General features: G+C 63.8%; 18 protein-coding genes. 14 read left to right on the top strand and 4 right to left on the bottom strand.

Annotated elements, in window-relative coordinates; translation table 11 throughout:
- Positions 1 to 139 precede the first annotated feature (139 nt).
- The 7 genes from bufA2 (at position 140) to UP09_RS00740 (ending at position 8,270) form a co-directional block, all read left to right on the top strand.
- Entirely contained in the window at positions 140 to 397 is a 258-nt protein-coding gene (gene bufA2, locus UP09_RS00770; RefSeq protein WP_197082577.1) for a BufA2 family periplasmic bufferin-type metallophore, read from the top strand.
- A gap of 171 nt (positions 398 to 568) precedes the next feature.
- On the top strand, positions 569 to 1,417 hold the full coding sequence (gene bufB / locus UP09_RS00765) for an MNIO family bufferin maturase (RefSeq protein ID WP_044536202.1): 849 nt from the start codon (positions 569 to 571) through the stop codon (positions 1,415 to 1,417).
- Entirely contained in the window at positions 1,414 to 2,199 is a 786-nt protein-coding gene (locus UP09_RS36165; RefSeq protein WP_052832905.1) for an HvfC/BufC N-terminal domain-containing protein, read from the top strand. The genes bufB and UP09_RS36165 overlap by 4 nt, the downstream gene beginning before the upstream one ends.
- Before the next feature lie 10 nt (positions 2,200 to 2,209).
- Entirely contained in the window at positions 2,210 to 2,986 is a 777-nt protein-coding gene (locus UP09_RS00755) for a creatininase family protein (protein WP_044536083.1), read from the top strand.
- Positions 2,983 to 3,972, top strand: a complete 990-nt coding sequence (locus UP09_RS00750; RefSeq protein WP_245301722.1) for a M1 aminopeptidase family protein — start codon at positions 2,983 to 2,985, stop codon at positions 3,970 to 3,972. Before UP09_RS00755 ends, UP09_RS00750 begins: the two co-directional genes overlap by 4 nt.
- Before the next feature lie 358 nt (positions 3,973 to 4,330).
- Positions 4,331 to 6,019 carry a SulP family inorganic anion transporter gene (locus UP09_RS00745; RefSeq protein WP_044536082.1) on the top strand — a complete coding sequence of 563 codons (1,689 nt, stop codon included), beginning with the start codon at positions 4,331 to 4,333 and terminating at the stop codon, positions 6,017 to 6,019.
- A 301-nt stretch (positions 6,020 to 6,320) separates the two neighbouring features.
- Positions 6,321 to 8,270, top strand: coding sequence for a potassium transporter Kup (locus tag UP09_RS00740; RefSeq protein WP_245301721.1), 1,950 nt, complete (start codon positions 6,321 to 6,323; stop codon positions 8,268 to 8,270).
- Between the two features lie 115 nt (positions 8,271 to 8,385).
- Here the strand turns inward: UP09_RS00740 and UP09_RS00735 are convergent, their stop codons facing one another.
- A complete protein-coding gene (locus UP09_RS00735) occupies positions 8,386 to 8,778 on the bottom strand; it encodes a hypothetical protein (protein ID WP_044536081.1) in 393 nt (130 codons plus the stop codon).
- 34 nt (positions 8,779 to 8,812) lie between these two features.
- On the bottom strand, positions 8,813 to 10,237 hold the full coding sequence (locus UP09_RS00730) for an FAD-binding oxidoreductase (protein WP_044536080.1): 1,425 nt from the start codon (positions 10,235 to 10,237) through the stop codon (positions 8,813 to 8,815).
- A 109-nt stretch (positions 10,238 to 10,346) separates the two neighbouring features.
- On the opposite strand from UP09_RS00730, the gene UP09_RS00725 reads away from it, so the two are divergent.
- Entirely contained in the window at positions 10,347 to 10,832 is a 486-nt protein-coding gene (locus UP09_RS00725) for a thioesterase family protein (RefSeq protein WP_156164386.1), read from the top strand.
- 345 nt (positions 10,833 to 11,177) lie between these two features.
- Here the strand turns inward: UP09_RS00725 and UP09_RS36695 are convergent, their stop codons facing one another.
- Positions 11,178 to 11,351, bottom strand: coding sequence for a DUF1328 domain-containing protein (locus UP09_RS36695; RefSeq protein WP_044536078.1), 174 nt, complete (start codon positions 11,349 to 11,351; stop codon positions 11,178 to 11,180).
- Positions 11,352 to 11,621: 270 nt separating this feature from the next.
- Between UP09_RS36695 and UP09_RS00715 the strand changes: the two genes are divergently transcribed.
- The 6 genes from UP09_RS00715 to UP09_RS00690 all read left to right on the top strand — a co-directional run bounded on the left by UP09_RS00715 (position 11,622) and on the right by UP09_RS00690 (position 17,526).
- Positions 11,622 to 14,261, top strand: a complete 2,640-nt coding sequence (locus UP09_RS00715) for an ATP-dependent helicase (RefSeq protein WP_044536077.1) — start codon at positions 11,622 to 11,624, stop codon at positions 14,259 to 14,261.
- Positions 14,262 to 14,324: 63 nt separating this feature from the next.
- Positions 14,325 to 14,738, top strand: coding sequence for a hypothetical protein (locus UP09_RS00710; RefSeq protein WP_044536076.1), 414 nt, complete (start codon positions 14,325 to 14,327; stop codon positions 14,736 to 14,738).
- Positions 14,738 to 15,412, top strand: a complete 675-nt coding sequence (locus tag UP09_RS00705; RefSeq protein WP_044536075.1) for an OmpA family protein — start codon at positions 14,738 to 14,740, stop codon at positions 15,410 to 15,412. The genes UP09_RS00710 and UP09_RS00705 overlap by 1 nt, the downstream gene beginning before the upstream one ends.
- 33 nt (positions 15,413 to 15,445) lie before the next feature.
- Positions 15,446 to 15,736, top strand: coding sequence for a type II toxin-antitoxin system HicB family antitoxin (locus UP09_RS00700; RefSeq protein WP_044536198.1), 291 nt, complete (start codon positions 15,446 to 15,448; stop codon positions 15,734 to 15,736).
- 108 nt (positions 15,737 to 15,844) lie between these two features.
- Positions 15,845 to 16,768, top strand: coding sequence for an ABC transporter ATP-binding protein (locus UP09_RS00695; protein ID WP_044536074.1), 924 nt, complete (start codon positions 15,845 to 15,847; stop codon positions 16,766 to 16,768).
- The gene (locus tag UP09_RS00690; RefSeq protein WP_044536073.1) at positions 16,765 to 17,526 is read left to right on the top strand and encodes an ABC transporter permease; all 762 of its coding nucleotides are present in this window, start codon (positions 16,765 to 16,767) and stop codon (positions 17,524 to 17,526) included. Before UP09_RS00695 ends, UP09_RS00690 begins: the two co-directional genes overlap by 4 nt.
- 10 nt (positions 17,527 to 17,536) lie before the next feature.
- On the opposite strand, the gene UP09_RS00685 is transcribed toward UP09_RS00690, so the two are convergent.
- Positions 17,537 to 17,869, bottom strand: coding sequence for a hypothetical protein (locus tag UP09_RS00685; RefSeq protein WP_044536072.1), 333 nt, complete (start codon positions 17,867 to 17,869; stop codon positions 17,537 to 17,539).
- Between the last annotated feature and the right edge of the window lie 103 nt (positions 17,870 to 17,972).

Here is a 17,972-nt window from a genome sequence, read left to right as displayed (position 1 = left end):
AATAAATTCTAAAATAAAGCTCGCCCGCGATGTAACCAATGCGCACCGCGCGCGTAGCTAACGCTGGGTGCAGCCTTTGGCCGGAACTGTCGCGGCCAGCGGGCGGCGCACCTTCAATGTTATTCCAGAGGAGATGCTCATGAAGGTTACTTCCAGGTCTGGAGCCGCGATCGCCGCCGCTGCAGCCACTCTGTTCCTCGCCGGAGCCACCATGTTGACCACGGCCTATGCCGCCGGCGAAGGCCATTGCGTCGGCGCCAATGCCTGCAAGGGCCAGAGCGCCTGCAAGGGCGGCAATCATGCCTGCAAGGGTCAGAACGCCTGCAAGGGTCAGGGCTTCTCGGCCATGACCAAGGACAAGTGCGACGCCGCCAAGGGCAAGTTCGAGCCCGCGTAAACGCACCGGATCAAGCGGGGCCCGGTGTAGGCCGGGCCCCGTTTCCGTGATAGTTTCACCAATCAACGTTTTGCAAGTCAGGCGCCGATGTCACGGCGCCCGCAGCGCGGAGACGCCATGAACGTCGCAAGCCGATTGCCCGACACATCGACGGCGCACAGCGCGCGTCCGATGCAATCAGCCAAGCCGCCGTTCCTCGGTTTCGGCCTCGGCCTGCGCGCGCAACATTACGACGAGATCCTCAACGGCAATCCGCCGATCGACTGGTTCGAGGTGATCAGCGAGAACTACATGCTGCCGGGCGGCCAGCCGCTGCGCATCCTTGATCAGATCTGCGAGCGCTATCCGGTCGTGATGCACGGCGTCTCGCTGTCGATCGCCTCCACCGCGCCGCCGAACTTCGAATATCTGCAGGGCCTGAAAGACCTCGCGAAACGCGTGCAGCCGAAATGGGTCTCAGACCATCTGTGCTGGACCGGCGTGCACGGCAAGAATTTGCACGATTTGCTGCCGATCCCCTACACGCAGGAAGCGCTCGATCATGTCGTGAGCCGGGTGCAACTGGTGCAGGATTTTCTCGGCCGCGCCATCGTGCTCGAGAACGTCTCGACCTATGTGCAGTTCAACAATTCCGAGATGACGGAATGGGAATTCCTCTCCGAGCTGTCGCGCCGCTCGGGCTGCTGGCTCTTGTTCGACATCAACAATGTCTATGTCAGCGCCTTCAATCATGGCTATGATCCGCTGACCTTCCTCAACGGAATCCCTGCGGACCGCGTCGTGCAATTCCACATGGCCGGCCACAGCCATATGGGTACGCACATCATCGACACCCACGATCATCCGGTGTGCGAGGACGTCTGGGATCTCTATGTCGCGGCACTGAAGCGGTTCGGGCGAGTCTCGACCATGATCGAGCGCGACGACAACATCCCGCCGCTCGACGAGCTGATGGTCGAAGTCGTCAGGACGCGCGAGATCGCAGAGCAGGTGCTGCCCGCGGGCGCGCCGGCGCGATGAGCGACTTCGCACGCCAGCAGAGCGACTTCCAGCACGGCATCCTGACCGGCGACGACAAGATCCTGGCCGAAATCCTCGACAGCCCCCGGGAGAAGCGCGGGACGCTGTTCGGCGTCTATCGCTATGCCTATGGCTCGCGGCTGGTCGAGGCCATGCGCAACGACCACGAGCTGCTGCATCTTTATCTCGGCGACGAGACGTTTGACGAGATGGGCCATGCCTATGTCAAGGCGCGGCCGTCGCAGCATCCGAACCTGCGCTGGTTCTCGCAAGCGTTGCCGGACTTCCTGCGATCCAACGCGCCCTACAGCGATCATCCCGTGCTGGCCGATCTCGCTGCGCTGGAGCAGGCGCTGAACGATGCCTTCGATGCCAAGGAAGGTACCGTGCTGGCGCTGGAAGCGATGGCCGGCTTCGCGCCCGAGATGTGGAACGATCTGGTGTTCGAACCGCATCCGAGCGCGGCCAGGATCGACCTCTCGACCAATGCGGCCGCGGTCTGGATGGCGTTGAAGAACGACGAGGCGCCGCCTGAAGCCGAAACGCTTGCGGAGCCGTATCGCACGCTGATCTGGCGCCAGGACACCACGCCGATGTTCCGCGAGCTGCCGACCGAGGAAGCCATGATGTGGGACGAGGCCACAAACGGCATTCCGTTCGGTGTGCTCTGCGAAATGCTTGCGACCTACGACGATCCCGACGGCGCGGCCGCGCGCGGCGCCGGTTATCTGCACGGCTGGATCACGGCAGGACTCCTGACGGCAGCATCCGTCCGCGAATAGAGGGCCCGGCATGGGCGCCGACATCAGCAGCCACTTCATCGAGCGCCTCACCTGGGACGAGGTGGCGCGCCGGATAGCGGCAGGTCACCCGGCGATCCTGCCGATTGGCGCCGCAGCCAAACAACACGGCTTTCATTTGCCGCTCAACACCGACCGCCTGCAGGCCGAATGGTTTGCCGCACGGCTGGCCCAGCGCATCGACGCGCTGATCTGGCCGACCGTCACCTACGGCTACTATCCCGCCTTCGTCGAATATGCCGGCAGCGCCAGCCTGTCGGGCTCCACCTTCGAGGCTGTGATCCACGAGATCGCCGCCGATATCCTGGGCAGCGGCTGCAAGGCCCTGTTCGTGCTCAACACCGGCATCAGCACGCTGGCGCCGGCCGAACGGGCGCTGAGCCGCCTCGAGAGCGGCAAGGTGCACCATTTGCGCATCTATGAAGGGCCGCGCTATGTGCACGCCGCGGAGACGCTCTGCCAGCAGAGCTATGGCAGCCATGCCGACGAGCTCGAGACCTCGCTGATGCTCGCGATCGCCCCTGATATGGTCGAGATGGCACGTGCCGAGGCAAGCCCTGCCATCCGGCATGAAGTGCCCGGCCGCCTGACGCCATCGGATACAAACTCGCCGAACTACAGCCGCTCCGGCAGCTACGGCGATCCGACGCTGGCGACGCGGGCCAAGGGCGAGGTTCTGCTGGCCGCGTTGCTCGACGATCTTCACGAACAGGTCGCCGCGGCGCTGGCCGAGCGCGCGGCGCCGACGTCTCGCAGCGTGTCGCGATGAAGCGCATTCCAACATATCGGGTGATCGCCGCAGCCATGCTGATTGCCGCACTGCTGATCGGCGTGGTGTCCTGGCACGTCGAGGCGCAGTCCGAATTCATGCGCGGCGACCGCATGCCTTACGACGCCTTCGACCGACTGCCGAAGACTGACCTCGACATGTCAGGCGCGACCATCCATGTCGGCTTCGCACCCGGCGACATCGCGCTGCCGAAGGAGAAAATCCTGGACTGGGTGAAGATGTCGGCGAAAGCCGTGTCGACCTATTACGGGCGGTTCCCTGTCGATTCACTGCGATTGCTGCTCGTGCCCGTCGACGGCCCGCGCGTCCGTGGCGGCACCACCTGGGGCTATCGTGGCGCTGCGATCCGCGTGATGCTTGGCCGCGCCTCCGACGAGGACGATTTGAAGCGCGACTGGGTGATGGTGCATGAGATGGTGCACACCGCCCTGCCCGACCTCGACGATCGTTACGGCTGGCTGTCCGAAGGCCTCGCCGTCTATATCGAGCCGATTGCGCGGGTCCAGGCCGGCGACCTCGCCGCACGGGAGATCTGGCAGGCGATGATGCGCGACATGCCGAAGGGCCTGTCGCAGGCCGGCGATGAGGGGCTCGACAACACCGACACCTGGGGCCGGAAATATTGGGGCGGCGCGATGTTCTGCCTGCTCGCGGATATCGAGATCCGCAAACGCACCGGCAACCGGCTCGGACTGCAGGATGCGATGCGCGGCGTGCTCGCCGCCGGCGGCAATCACGAGAAGGACTGGTCGATCGATCGGGTGCTTGCGACCGCCGACAAGGCTGTCGGCGCCGACGTGTTGACGCGCATGCACAACGAAATGGGACCAAAGCCGGTGACGCCCGATCTCGCCGCGCTGTGGCGTGACCTCGGACTGAAGACGCAGGGCGAGACCCTCGAGTTCGACGACAGCGCGCCGCTCGCCGCGATCCGCAAGGCCATCACCGAACCGCGCGCGCGATAGAGCATGATGAAGTCGGGTTGAATCGGTCTCGCGGCAGGCTATCGCAGGGGCGCGCTGCCAAAATATCGAAAACAACCCCATGCAAAGTAGCCACGCTGCCGGCGTTCGACACGGCAACTTGACACGTCGGGCAACTCAGCGGTATTATTCCATTATTCCGAAATAATGCAGGCGTCCCTCGTCCCCCCCGCAAGCGGGAGAGGGAGCACAGACTTCGCGGCGGCTCTTCAACCTAATCTCGTCATGCTCTGGCCACCGCCCTTCGCGGCCACACACACGGAACTTAGCTGGATTTTGGCCGTGCGATGGCGGACTATTTCCTCTCACCGCAGCAGACGCCGAAAGAGATTCGAAATCGATGGCCAGGGATCATACACCGCGCGCCAAATGGCCGATCTTCCGTTCGCTTGCCGGCTTCCGGCCGAGCGACCTGCCGGGCGACCTGATCGCCGGGCTGACGCTGGCGGCGATTGCGATCCCCGAACAGATGGCGACCGCGCGGCTTGGCGGCTTCTCGCCGCAGATCGGCTTCTTCGCCTTCATGGCGGGCTCGCTCGGCTTTGCGATGTTCGGCGCCAACCGCTTCCTGTCCTGCGGAGCTGACTCCACGATCACGCCGATCTTCGCCGGCGGCCTAGCGCTGATGGCAACCGCAGGCACGCCCGAGTATCAGTCGCTGGCAATGGCGCTGGCGCTTATGGTCGGCGCGATCATGGTTGCCGGCAGCCTGTTCAAGCTCGGCTGGATCGCCAATCTGCTGTCGACGCCGGTCACCGTCGGCTTCCTCGCCGGCATCTCCGTCCACATCCTGGTCTCGCAACTGCCCGGCGTGCTCGGCCTCGCCTCGCCGGACGGGCCGACGCTTTACAAGCTCGGCGTTCTCGCAGGCGAGATCGACAAGACCAACCCCTACACGCTGGTGATCGGCCTCGGCGTGCTGGCGCTGGTCGCCGGATCGGAAAAGATCAGCGCGCGGATTCCGGGCGCGCTGATCGGCCTGGTCGCGGCCACCATCGCTGTGATCGCCTGGCATCTCGAAAGCAAGGGCGTGAAAGTGGTCGGCACCGTGCCGGGGACGCTGCCGACGCCGTCGCTTCCCGTGGTTGCCCCGGAGCGATGGGTGAAGCTGTCGTCGCTCGCGATCCTGATCGCTGTTGTCGTGATGGTGCAGACGGCGGCGACGACGCGGTCGTTCCTGTCGGATCCGGACAAGCCGGCCGATGTCGACCGCGACTTCCTCGGCGCCGGCGCCGGCAGTCTCCTCGCCGGCCTGTTCGGCGCCTTCCCGGTCAATGCCAGCCCCCCGCGCACCGGCATCGTGTCGGAGACCGGCGGCCGCACCCAGCTTGGCGGGCTGGTTGCTGCGGGAATCGTGCTGGCGCTGCTGGCGTTCGGCGCGACGCTGCTGCAGCACGTGCCGGACGCAGCGCTCGGCGGTGTCCTGCTGTTCGTCGCGTTGCGCATCATCCGCGTCAAGCAGATCGTCGCGATCTTCCACCAGTCATTCTACGAATTCCTGCTGGTGGTGGCGACAGCAGCCGCAATCATCGTGCTGCCGATCGAGCAGGGCGTCGCCGTCGGCATCGCGCTGTCGCTGCTGCATGGCATCTGGACCACGACGCGGGGCCGGGTGGTCGAGTTCGTCCATGTCCCCGGCACCACGATCTGGTGGCCGTCGGGCCCGCACACATCAGGCGAGCCGAAACCGGGCATCGCCGTCGTCGGCCTGCAGGCGCCGCTGTCGTTCCTCAACGCCGAAGGCTTTCACGGCGCAGTGCTCAAGGCGATCGGCGCATCGACGCCAAAACCGCGGCTGCTGGTGATCGAGGCCAGCGGCATGATCGAGATCGATTTCACCGCGGCGCAGTGCCTGCATGACCTATTCCGCGAATGCCGCGAGGACAGCGTTACGGTCGCCGTCGCGCGGCTCGAATCATCGCGCGCACAGGATGCGTTCGAGCGGTTCAATCTCTACGAGGTTCTGCCAAGGGACCACGTCTTCCACAGCGTCGATGAAGCCGTGCGCGCGCTGGGCGGGCAGGCTTAGATCGTGTGCTCATAACGTCGGCTCTCGGGAGCAGAGCGCACGTCTTGTGCTCCGCTTAGGATTTTTCTGGCTTTGACCCGTTGCCGACTCGCGTGTCGATCTCAGTGACGTCCAGGCCGTGATTGGGTCGCTTTCACGTCAGAGCAAATGCGTACCCACTCTCGGCCGAAAGCCGTGAAAGCGGACATCGACTAAGCCGTACTGTTCGAGCTCGATCCGTTACTGCCAGTCCTGAGGAGTGTTCCGGCACGGCGCTTGCATTTTGCAGAGGTAGATTCCGTCCACCGTGCGAGGTGCAGCCTTGAGCGACTTGATCGATCGTTCGGTGAGAGGGCTCGGTTTCGACCATCCGGAGCCCACGCTCGACCAGGCGAAAGACCTGCATCATGCGGGCAATCCATGGTTTTTGGCCCTGACCGCACTTGGCGTGGTTTTCGGCGATATCGGAACGAGCCCACTTTATGCCTTCCAGATGGCGCTTACTGGGCTCGGCCACCCGGCTCCCGCCGCAGCCGAGGTGACCGGAATCGTATCGCTCATTCTTTGGGCGCTGATCGCCATGGTCTCCTTGAAATACGTCGTCTTGATCCTGCGCGCCGATAATGAAGGCGAGGGCGGCATCTTATCGCTGCTGTCACTGGTCGCGGCGGATAAGGTTGGGGACGGCGCGAAACTTCCCTTGTTGGTCCTCCTCGGCGTGATCGGTGCTTCTCTTCTTTATGGGGACGGCGTCATAACGCCAGCTATCTCCGTACTTTCGGCAATGGAAGGCCTTAAGCTAGTCGCGCCCAGCTTCGAGCATTTCATCCTGCCGGCCACGATCGCGATCCTGGTCGGCCTGTTCGTGATTCAGCGTCACGGGACCGAGAGCATCGGAAAGCTGTTTGGCCCGGTCATGGTGGCATGGTTCGCCGTGATTGGCCTGCTTGGCGTGGTCAACATCATCGCCGCACCGGCAATCCTGCGTGCCGTCAATCCGCTTGAGGGAGTGCAGTTCCTGCTCGGGGATCCCAAGGTCGCCTTTGTCGTTGTCGGCGCCGTCTTCCTCGCGCTCACCGGTGGCGAGGCACTCTATGCCGACATGGGCCACGTCGGAGCGGCTGCGATCCGGCGCGCATGGTTTGCGCTGGTGCTGCCGGCGCTGCTGCTGAACTATTTTGGGCAGGGCGCGCTGATCCTCGCCGATCCATCCGCTGCCGATAATCCCTTTTACAAGCTTGTCCCTGGCTGGGCGCTGATCCCGATGGTAGGGCTGGCGACGCTCGCCACCATCATCGCCTCGCAGGCGCTGGTGTCCGGCGTGTTTTCGCTGACGCGCCAGGCGATGCAGATGGGGCTATGCCCGCGGGCGCGCATCACCCCGACCTCGTTCGATGAGGCAGGCCAGGTTTATGTGCCCGCGGCCAACTGGCTGTTAATGACTGGCACGCTGTTGACGGTGGTGTTGTTCCGCTCGTCGGACAATCTTGCTGCGGCCTATGGCATCGCGGTGTCAGGCACCATGCTAATCACCACAATCCTGCTCTATCGGGTCGCGGTATCGCGCTGGAAATGGTCGCAAAGCTTCGCAATTCCCGTCATCGCCATCTTCGGTGCGATCGACTCCACTTTCCTCGTGTCCAACTCGCTGAAGATCGTCGAGGGCGGCTGGTTTCCACTGCTCGTCGGCACGCTGATCGCAGCGCTGATGCTGTCATGGCGCAAGGGCTCCTCCGCAGTACGACACCGGCTGCAAGAGATGTCGATGCCGCTGAAGGAATTTCTGGACTATGCAGACAAAGCGGTGATCGGCCGCGCGCCCGGCATGGGTGTCTGGCTCACTAAGGTCGAGCATGGCGCTTCGCCGATGCTGCTCCGCCATATCGAGCATAACCGCGTGCTCCACCAAACGGTGGTGCTACTCACCTTTGCTTCTGATCGCCGGCCGCGCGTGCCCTTCGGCGAACGCCATTCCGTGCATCGCCTCGGCCACGGCTTCTATCGCATCCAGGTCCGGCTCGGCTTCATGCAGACGCCGGATATCCCGCTGACCCTAATCAATTGCAACAAGCTCGGCTTCGACGGCGATCTCGACCACAAAAATTACTATCTCGCGCACGAGACCATCGTGCGCCGCGAAACTGGATCGTCGATGGATCCTTTCACCTTTGCGCTGTTCACGTTCCTTAACAGGATCGCCAGTCGCGCGCCCGACTTCTTCAAAATCCCGCACGATGCGGTGATCGAAGTCGGTTTCCGTGTCGAGGCCTGAGCGGCAAGAATCGCTTGTGGCCCGGGCCGACATGCACACATGTCGGCTTCAACCTCCGCTTTCGAGGGTAAACGGACGTTACGAATTCATGAGTACACGCCATAGCCGGACCAACTCACTCCGCCTCGCCCTCCAGCGTCGGATGCTCCTTCAGCACCTCGGCCTTGATTGAGCCAGAATGAATCGCACGGAACAGCGCCCGGGCCGTCTTCATGTTGTGGGCCTTCATGCAGAGACCGACGATCTCGCGCACCGCGGAGTCGCGCACCAGTTCGTCTGAAATCTTCATCGCGATCGCCATCGCGGCCTTGGCGGCGCGCTCGTAGCGGTCGCGGTCGACCTGAAGTTTCTTCGGCGCGCGCCCCTCTGATGTGCCGACCTTCTCGGCGCTATCGGCGGCGGTGTGGCAGATCGCACGGATCTTCTGCGCAGCCTCGATGTCGCCGAGTTGTTCCGCGACGGGTTCGTCCCAGACCTCGATATGCTTGGCCTTGCTGAACCACACCATCGCCACGTCCTGTGGCCGGAAGATCGCAAATGAATCAGAGAGAAGAGACGATCTTTCCGGGATTGAAAATATTCTGCGGATCGAGGGCGCGCTTCAGCGCCCGCATCGCGTCGAGTGCTTCAGGGCCGAGTTCGGCCTTGAGATATTTCTGCTTGCCCTGGCCGACGCCGTGCTCGCCGGTGCAGGTGCCGCCCATCGCCTGGGCGCGCTCGACCAGGCGGTGCATGAACTCCTCGCCGCGCGCCATCTCGTCCGCGTTGTCGATGTCGCAAACCAGCGAGCAGTGAAAATTGCCGTCGCCGACATGGCCGACGATCGGCGACAGCAGATTGAGCCGCTTCAGATCGTCCTCGGTCTCGGTGACGCAGTCGGCAAGCCGCGAGATCGGCACGCAGACGTCGGTCGCGACGACGCCGATGCGGTCACCGGGGCGCAGCGCCTTCACCGACCAATAGGCGTCGTGCCGCGCTTGCCACAGTTTGGTGCGGTCTTCCGGCTTGGTGGTCCAGCTGAAGTCGCCGCCGCCGCATTCGGCGGCGATGTCCCGGAAATTCTTCGACTGCTCGGCGACCTCGACCTCGCTGCCGTGGAATTCCAGCAGCAGCAGCGGCGTCTCCGGCAGCGTCAATTTCGAATAGGCATTGCAGGCGCGCACCTGCTCGGCGTTGAGCAGTTCGATCCGCGCGACGGGAATTCCGGTTTGAATGGCGAGGATGGTGGCCTGGCAGGCGCCGCGCACCGTCTCGAACGAACACGCCGCCGCCGCGATCGTATCAGGGATGCCGCGCAGCTTGATGGTGAGTTCGCAGATGATGCCGAGCGTGCCTTCGGCACCGACGAACAGATGCGTCAAATCATAGCCGGCCGAGGATTTCTTCGCCCGCGTGCCCGTGGTGATGATCTCACCGTCGCCGCGCACCACCTTGAGCGCCAGCACGTTCTCGCGCATCGTGCCGTAGCGCACTGCATTGGTGCCGGAGGCGCGGGTCGAGGTCATGCCGCCGAGCGAGGCGTCGGCGCCGGGATCGATCGGAAAGAACAGGCCCTGGTCGCGCAGATGCTCGTTGAGCGCCTTCCGGGTCACGCCCGGCTGGATCACGCAGTCGAGATCCTCGGCATGGACCTCGAGCACCTTGTTCATGTCGCGCAGATCGATGCAGACGCCGCCCGCGGGCGCGTTGACCTGCCCCTCCAGCGAGGTTCCGGTGCCGAACGCGATCACGGGCACGCCGTGCTTGGCACAAATTCGCACCACGTCCTGGATATCGGCGGTGTCCTGGGCCATCACCACGGCATCCGGCGGCTGGGTCGGCAGCCATGTGGTGGTATGGGCATGCTGCTCGCGCACGGCCAGCGACGTCACGAGCCGGTTGCCGAACCGCGCCGCCAGCGCATCGATGGCGCCCTTCAGGGCCTGCGGCTCAGGTCGTGTCAGATTGCTCGAAATCGTTGTCGCCACGTCAAATTTCCTCCGGCTTTAACCGACCGTGGCAAAGCTTGTATAAGGGGTCAAGAACCTATCGAACCAACAGGGACGGATAATGACTGACGTGACTGCCGCCAGGGAGATGCCGCTTCCATCAGCCCCGTTCAAATCCTCGGTGATGCAGATCGAGCCGCAATGGATCGACTATAACGGCCATCTCAACATGGCCTACTACAACGTGATGTTCGACCGCGCCATCGACGAGATGTGGCTGCAGCTCGGCATCGGCCCGGCCTATATGAAGGAGCGGCACTGCTCGACCTTCACCGCCGAATGCCATGTTCGCTATATCAGGGAGATCCACCTCGGCGATCCCGTGCAGATTTCGATCATCCTGCTCGGTGCCGACGAGAAGCGGCTGCACACATTCCAGGAGATGCGCCACGCCACCGAAGGCTGGCTGTCGGCGACCTCGGAGAACATGTCCCTGCATATGGACATGCAGGCGCGAAAGGTGGCGCCGTTTCCGCCGGACATCCGCGCCCGCGCTCAGGCGATCTTGGGCAGCCACGCGGCCGTGCCGCGTCCCGAGGGCATCGGCCGCAACGTGGCGATGCCCTCGAAGTAGCTTACCCACCGCCGTCATCCCCGCGCAACGGCCTCGCCGTTGTCGCTGGAGGTGCGAGCCTTGCGGCGCACTTGCGCCGCTGGGCGAGCACCTCAGGGGGACGGGTTGCTCTGATTCACCTATCAAACAGCTTGTTCAACTGTCGTCCCTGCGAAAGCAGGGACCCATACTCCGCGGCGGATGTGATGAAAGGGACTCGTCGTCCCAGTGGTGCGCAACCATGACCTTCGGTGGTTATGGGTCCCTGCTTTCGCAGGGACGACACTGAATCTGTTGCGCAGCCACTGAGTCATACATTCACTTCCTCTCAGGATGACGGAGACAGCGCAAGCACGCTGCCCCGCGCTAGACCCTCGTGCGGCCGCGCGCCAATCCGACCACCGCCGACACCAGGAACAGCAGGATGGCGATGAAGAAGATCGCCTTGGCGATTTCAATGGACGCGCCGGCGATACCGCCGAAACCCAGAATGCCCGCAATCAGGGCGACGACCAAGAACGTGACGACCCAGCTCAGCATGACCAGAACCTCCGCTTCGTTGCCTCGCGCGGGTTGATGCCCGGCGCACTGCCTGTTGAAACAATCCAGAGCGGAAACGCGGGTTCCTGACCGCGAAACCGCGAAATTTTCACTGAAATCAGGAACCAAATTCCAGGCCAAGGCCGTTCGGCGCCGCCGGATAAAACCTGTCAAAACCGCCGGCGAGGCCCTATATGGCCTTCAATCCCTGCTAAGAAGGCTCCCTTTCACCATCCCGCGGTGCCATCGTGGGGCCGAGACGATTCGCGCATGACGGAACCGAGCAAACTGCCTAGTCACGGCGTTCCCGAGCACCAGCCGCTGGCTGGCGGCATCGCCGCGCGTGCGCGGGCGGCCGCGGGTCCGCAATATCTGACCGGCCTCAATCCGGAGCAGCGCGAGGCGGTCGAGACGCTCGACGGCCCGGTGCTGGTGCTCGCCGGCGCCGGCACCGGCAAGACCCGGGTCTTGACCACCCGCATCGCGCATATCCTGAGCCAGGGTCGCGCGCGGCCGCAGGAAATCCTGTCGGTGACCTTCACCAACAAGGCGGCGCGCGAGATGAAGCTGCGCCTCGGCCATATGCTGGGCCAGGCGGTCGAGGGCATGCCGTGGCTCGGCACCTTCCACTCGATCGGCGGCCGCATCCTGCGCATCAATGCCGAGCTGGTGCAGCTCAAATCCAACTTCACGGTGCTCGATGTCGACGACCAGGTGCGGCTGTTGAAACAGTTGCTGAAGGCCGAGAACATCGACGACAAGCGCTGGCCGGCGCGGATGCTGGCCGGCCTGATCGATAGCTGGAAAAACCGCGGGCTATCGCCGTCGCAGGTGCCGGCCGGCGAGGCCGCCTCGTTCGGCAACGGCAAGGGTGGCAAGATCTACGCGACCTACCAGGAGCGGCTAAAAATCCTCAACGCCGCGGATTTCGGCGATCTGCTGCTGGAGAATATCCGGCTGTTCCGCGAGAACCCCGATGTGCTGCGGGGTTACCAGAACCGCTTCAAGTTCATCCTGGTCGACGAATATCAGGACACCAACGTCGCGCAGTATCTGTGGCTGAGGCTGCTGTCGCAGGCGCCGTCGCGGCCGGGTGTGCCGCTGTCGGCGGTGATTCCGGGCGCTATCAGTTCTGCTGTCATTCCGGGGCACGCCGAAGGCGTGAACCCGGAATCTCGAGGTAAAGAGGACTCATCTCGAGATTCCGGGTCTGCGCCTACGGCGCATCCCGGAATGACGGAGAATGCGGCGTCGCAAGCTCCCCTCAAGAACATCTGCTGCGTCGGTGACGATGACCAGTCGATCTATGGCTGGCGCGGCGCCGAGGTCGACAACATCTTGCGCTTCGATCACGATTTCCCCGGCGCCAAGGTGATCCGGCTCGAGCGCAACTACCGTTCCACCGGCCACATCCTTGCCGCCGCCTCGCATCTGATCGCACACAATGAGGGACGGCTCGGCAAGACGCTGCGCACCGAGGATGTCGACGGCGAGAAGGTCACAGTCACCGGTTCCTGGGATTCGGAAGAGGAGGCGCGCGCGATCGGTGAGGAGCTCGAGGAGCTGCAGCGCGCGGGCGAAAACCTCAACAACGTCGCCATTCTGGTCCGCGCCTCGTTCCAGATGCGCGAGTTCGAAGATCGCTTCGTCACGCTCGGCCTGCCCTATCGCGTGATCGGCGGCCCCCGATTCTATGAGCGCGCCGAGATCCGCGACGCGCTGGCGTATTTGCGCACCATCAACTCGCCGGCCGACGATCTCGCCTTCGAGCGCATCGTCAACGTGCCCAAACGGGGGCTCGGCGATGCCACCGTGCAGATGCTGCACGACCATGCCCGCAAGCGCCGCATTCCGCTGTTCGAGGCGGCGCGCGCCGTGGTCGAGACCGACGAACTAAAGCCGAAGGCGCGCGGGTCGTTGCGCGAACTCGTCATGCAGTTCGACCGCTGGCGCGCCCAGCGCGAGGTCACCTCGCATACCGAGCTCGCCGAAATCGTGCTCGACGAGAGCGGCTATACCGAGATGTGGCAGAAGGATCGCTCGGCGGACGCTGCCGGCCGGCTGGACAACCTCAAGGAACTGGTGCGCTCGATGGAGGAGTTCGAGAACCTGCAAGGGTTCCTCGAACACATCTCGCTGGTGATGGACCGCGACGGCGGCGCCGACGAGGAGGCGGTGTCGCTGATGACGCTGCATTCGGCCAAGGGCCTGGAGTTCGACAATGTGTTCCTGCCGGGCTGGGAGGAAGGCCTGTTCCCGAGCCAGCGCACGCTGGACGAGCAGGGCCGTGCCGGGCTCGAGGAAGAGCGCCGGCTCGCCCATGTCGGGATAACCCGCGCCCGCCGCCGCGCAAAAATCTATTTCGCGACCAACCGCCGCATCCATGGCACCTGGTCGACCACGATCCCCTCACGCTTCCTCGACGAGCTGCCGGCGCACAATGTCGAGATCACGGAGTCGAAAGGCGGCTCCGGCTGGGGCGGCAGCGGCGGCTATGGCGCGTCGCGGTTCGACGATATGGAGGCGTTCGGCTCGAGCTATTCGACCCCGGGCTGGCAGCGCGCCCAGGCCAACCGCAACCGCGGCCAGGCGCGCGGCGGCAGTGGCAGCGGGTTCGAGGAGCGGCCGTCGTCATTCCGGGGTTCGCGAAGCGATACCTCTGGTTCGCGTAATGCTGCCTCAGGCTCATCGGGCGGCTTCGGACAGGCCAAGCGCGGCCCGATGGTGATCGAGGGCGAGCTGGTGGCCAAATCGACCGGCACGGTGTCAGAATTTTCGCTGGAGGACCGCGTGTTCCACCAGAAATTCGGCTACGGCCACGTGGTGAAGATCGACGGCAACAAGCTGACCATCGCCTTCGAGAAGGCCGGCGAGAAGAAGGTAGTCGACAGCTTCGTGGAGCGGGCGTGACTAAAGTCACTCCTCTCTTCGTAGCCCTTGACCATCGCTGATTTCATGGGTTCAGATGGCCGCATGGTCCGGGGAGGTTTTTTCCTTTTTGTCGTCGCGCTCACTGCGCCGTCGCTGGCGGTCGCGGAGACGATGAGCTTTGGCGATGCGGCAGCGGCGCTTGCCAAGAGCTGCGGCGCCGACATCACCGCCAATTGCCGCGGCGTCAACCTCGACGCCAGCCGCCTCAAGGAATGCCTGTCACGCAACCGCGACGTGATATCGGCCGATTGCAAGGCGAGCTATCCCTCGACGCTCGATGCGATCCAGAAGCGGATCGCGGCGCGCGTCACGGTTGCCAACGCCTGCGCCCGCGAGATCGTCAAGGTGTGCGGTGGCTCGACCAAGGAGACCAGCAAGTCGGTGCCCTGCCTCGTGACCGCAAAGGGCGCGAGCCGCAACTGCACCCAGGCGATCATCGATGCGGGGTATCAGTAATGCGTAGGCTGATCCGAGGCCTGCGCGAGGTCGGCATGCTCGGCACGCTCCTGCTGCTGGCGACGCCGCTCGTTCCGGCGCATGCGCAAACGGCGGTGACGCGCGACGACGTCATCGCCAAGCTGGACCATTTCGAGACGGCCGCCGATATCGACATCCCCGCGCTGCGTCAGCAGACAGCCGAACGCTCGAAGTCCCGCGGGAAGAACGAGCCGCCGCCGCAAAAACGACCGCCGATCGCACCTGATCTGGCCAATCTGCCGACCTTCAATGTCGACATCCAGTTCGACGTCGACACGCCGATCGTGCTGCCGGGGTCCTACCAGACCGTCGGGCGGATCGCCGATGCCCTGAACCATGCATCGCTGTTGCCTTACACGTTCCTGATTGTCGGCCACATCGAATCGACCGGCCGGCGCGAGAACAACGTGCTGCTGAGCCAGCGCCGCGCCGATGCCATCAGGGACATCCTCGTCAACACTTTCAAGGTCGCCCCGAAACGCCTGCAGTCGGTCGGGCTCGGCGAGGAACAATTGCTCGACCCCGCGCATATCAACGCGCCGGTCAACAACCAGCTGCAGATCATGACCGTCGCCAAGGTGGCCGAGACCGAGCCAGCCGCGCATCCGGCACCGGCCGCCGCGGCCAAGAAGCCGGCGAAGAAGAAGCACTGAGAGAGCGGGCTGGAAACCCGATTGAGGCAGACCTTGGCTCACTACGTCGCCATCATTGAGGATACCGGACCGGACTACGCCGTCGGCGTGTGGTTCCCGGACCTACCCGGCTGCATATCCGCCGGAGATGACGTCGACGGGGCGCTGCGCAATGCCCCCGAGGCCTTGGAACTCTATGCCGAAGGCATCGAGCAAGATGGCAAGCAGTTGCCACGCCCGAGAACACTGACGGAGCTGAAAGCCGATCCTGAAGTCGCTGGTGACCTGAAGACCAACATGGTCGCACTGGTCGAATTGCCGGTCAGAGCTCACGCCGCAGAATAGATTTTCTATTCAACCGGGTGATTGCAGAACGGATCGACCGTCCCTATTTGCCGTAAACCCCCGGCCCGCGGTTCCGCGCGCGCCCATCCCCCACATCATTGACCACCCATGTCGCCGATCATCTCCGTTTCCAATCTCTCGAAAACCTACGGCTCCGGCTTCAAGGCGCTGAACAACATCAATCTCGACATCGTCAAAGGCGAGATCTTTGCGCTGCTGGGGCCGAACGGCGCCGGCAAGACCACGCTGATCAGCATCATCTGCGGCATCGCCAATCCGAGTCAGGGCAAGATCCTGGTCGATGGCCACGACATCGCCAGCGACTATCGCGCGGCGCGATCGATGATCGGGCTGGTGCCGCAGGAACTGCACACCGACGCATTCGAGACCGTATGGGCCACCGTCAGCTTCAGCCGCGGCCTGTTCGGCAAGCCGAAGAACCCCGCCCATATCGAGAAGGTGCTCAAGGACCTGTCGCTGTGGGACAAGAAGGACAACAAGATCGTCACGTTGTCCGGCGGCATGAAGCGCCGCGTGATGATCGCCAAGGCGCTGTCGCACGAGCCGCAAATCCTGTTCCTCGACGAGCCCACCGCCGGCGTCGACGTCGAGCTGCGCAAGGGCATGTGGGAAGTGGTGCGCGGCTTACAGGCCGCCGGCGTCACCATCATCCTGACCACGCATTACATCGAGGAAGCCGAAGAGATGGCGGACCGCATCGGCGTCATCAACAAGGGCGAGATCGTCCTGATCGAGAACAAGGCGTCGCTGATGCAGAAGCTCGGCAAGAAGCAGCTGACGCTGCACCTGCAGAGCAAGCTCGACGCCGTGCCGCCGGCGTTGGCCGCCTACAATCTCGAACTGTCCGGCGACGGCCGCGCAGTGACCTATGACTACGACACCAAGGGGGACCGCACCGGCATCACCAGCCTGCTCAGCGATCTCCGCAACGCCGGCATCCGGATTTCGGACCTCGATACCAAGCAATCCTCGCTTGAGGATATCTTCGTCAGCCTGGTGAGGGCGCCATGAACTACCGCGCAATCCGGGCCATCTATCTGTTCGAAATGGCGCGCACCTGGCGCACGCTGCTGCAGAGCATCGTCTCGCCCGTGGTGTCGACCTCGCTGTATTTCGTGGTGTTCGGCGCTGCGATCGGCTCGCGCATCACCCAGGTCGAGGGCGTCAGCTACGGCACCTTCATCGTGCCGGGGCTCGTGATGCTGTCGGTGTTGACGCAGAGCATCTCCAACGCCTCGTTCGGCATCTACTTCCCGAAATTCGTCGGCACGATCTACGAGATCCTGTCGGCGCCGATCTCCTACTACGAGATCGTGATCGGCTATGTCGGCGCCGCCGCCACCAAGTCGATCATCCTCGGCCTGATCATCCTGGCCACTGCCGGACTTTTCGTGCCGTTACATATCAACCACCCGATCTGGATGCTGACCTTCCTGGTGCTGACCGCCGTCACCTTCAGCCTGTTCGGCTTCATCATCGGCATCTGGGCCGACGGCTTCGAGAAGCTGCAGATGATCCCGATGCTGGTGGTGACGCCGCTGACCTTCCTCGGCGGCAGCTTCTATTCGGTGAACATGCTGCCGTCGGGCTGGCGGACTCTCACTTTGCTCAATCCGGTGGTCTATTTGATCTCCGGCTTCCGCTGGAGCTTTTACGAGATCGCCGATGTCAGCGTCGCGCTGAGCCTCGGCGTGACGATCGGCTTCCTGGTCGTCTGCATGGCCGCCGTGGCGTGGATCTTCAAGACCGGATATCGGCTGAAGAATTGACGAACATCCCTTACCCATAACAGCGGAAATGACCGTAGCTGTTGTAGTAGCCACGGCAGCCGTGGCGCCGCCAGCCGTGGTTCGGGAGCCCGAGAACGCCGTTGACCGCGCCCATGGCTCCTCCGACACCGGCGCCGACGGCGCCGCCGACCACGCGGCCAACTGGTCCAGCAGCCCGGTCGCCTTCGTAGGCCCCCTCCTGGGCGCCGCGGACGATGCCCTGGGCATGGCCGGCATGGGGGAGCGCCAGCAGCGCCAAAGCGAGGGCCGCACCGGCAAGCAGGAGCCGCGCGGAAGGGCCGGCTGGTTCGACGGCCGCGGTCTTAACCTTGGTCTTGTTCATCTTGATTCCTTGCAACGCGACGCGATGACGCCGCCGGGCGGGATCATGAAACGCCCTTGCGGCCAAATGGTTGCGCGTTCGCGACCAATCGAGGCCGATGTCG

It is taken from the genome of Bradyrhizobium sp. LTSP885 (genome assembly GCF_000938305.1).
Taxonomy (GTDB): Bacteria; Pseudomonadota; Alphaproteobacteria; order Rhizobiales; family Xanthobacteraceae; genus Bradyrhizobium.
The sequence above is the reverse complement of the archived record's forward strand: the minus strand, read 5'-3'. Positions and strand labels throughout refer to the sequence as shown.

Coding starts and splice junctions, on each gene's coding strand:
- bufA2 (WP_197082577.1), top strand. CDS start 140: ATGAAGGTTACTTCCAGGTCTGGAGCCGCGATCGCCGCCGCTGCAGCC.
- bufB (WP_044536202.1), top strand. CDS start 569: ATGCAATCAGCCAAGCCGCCGTTCCTCGGTTTCGGCCTCGGCCTGCGC.
- UP09_RS36165 (WP_052832905.1), top strand. CDS start 1,414: ATGAGCGACTTCGCACGCCAGCAGAGCGACTTCCAGCACGGCATCCTG.
- UP09_RS00755 (WP_044536083.1), top strand. CDS start 2,210: ATGGGCGCCGACATCAGCAGCCACTTCATCGAGCGCCTCACCTGGGAC.
- UP09_RS00750 (WP_245301722.1), top strand. CDS start 2,983: ATGAAGCGCATTCCAACATATCGGGTGATCGCCGCAGCCATGCTGATT.
- UP09_RS00745 (WP_044536082.1), top strand. CDS start 4,331: ATGGCCAGGGATCATACACCGCGCGCCAAATGGCCGATCTTCCGTTCG.
- UP09_RS00735 (WP_044536081.1), bottom strand. CDS start 8,778: ATGGTGTGGTTCAGCAAGGCCAAGCATATCGAGGTCTGGGACGAACCC.
- UP09_RS00725 (WP_156164386.1), top strand. CDS start 10,347: ATGCCGCTTCCATCAGCCCCGTTCAAATCCTCGGTGATGCAGATCGAG.
- UP09_RS36695 (WP_044536078.1), bottom strand. CDS start 11,351: ATGCTGAGCTGGGTCGTCACGTTCTTGGTCGTCGCCCTGATTGCGGGC.
- UP09_RS00715 (WP_044536077.1), top strand. CDS start 11,622: ATGACGGAACCGAGCAAACTGCCTAGTCACGGCGTTCCCGAGCACCAG.
- UP09_RS00710 (WP_044536076.1), top strand. CDS start 14,325: ATGGTCCGGGGAGGTTTTTTCCTTTTTGTCGTCGCGCTCACTGCGCCG.
- UP09_RS00705 (WP_044536075.1), top strand. CDS start 14,738: ATGCGTAGGCTGATCCGAGGCCTGCGCGAGGTCGGCATGCTCGGCACG.
- UP09_RS00695 (WP_044536074.1), top strand. CDS start 15,845: ATGTCGCCGATCATCTCCGTTTCCAATCTCTCGAAAACCTACGGCTCC.
- UP09_RS00690 (WP_044536073.1), top strand. CDS start 16,765: ATGAACTACCGCGCAATCCGGGCCATCTATCTGTTCGAAATGGCGCGC.
- UP09_RS00685 (WP_044536072.1), bottom strand. CDS start 17,869: ATGAACAAGACCAAGGTTAAGACCGCGGCCGTCGAACCAGCCGGCCCT.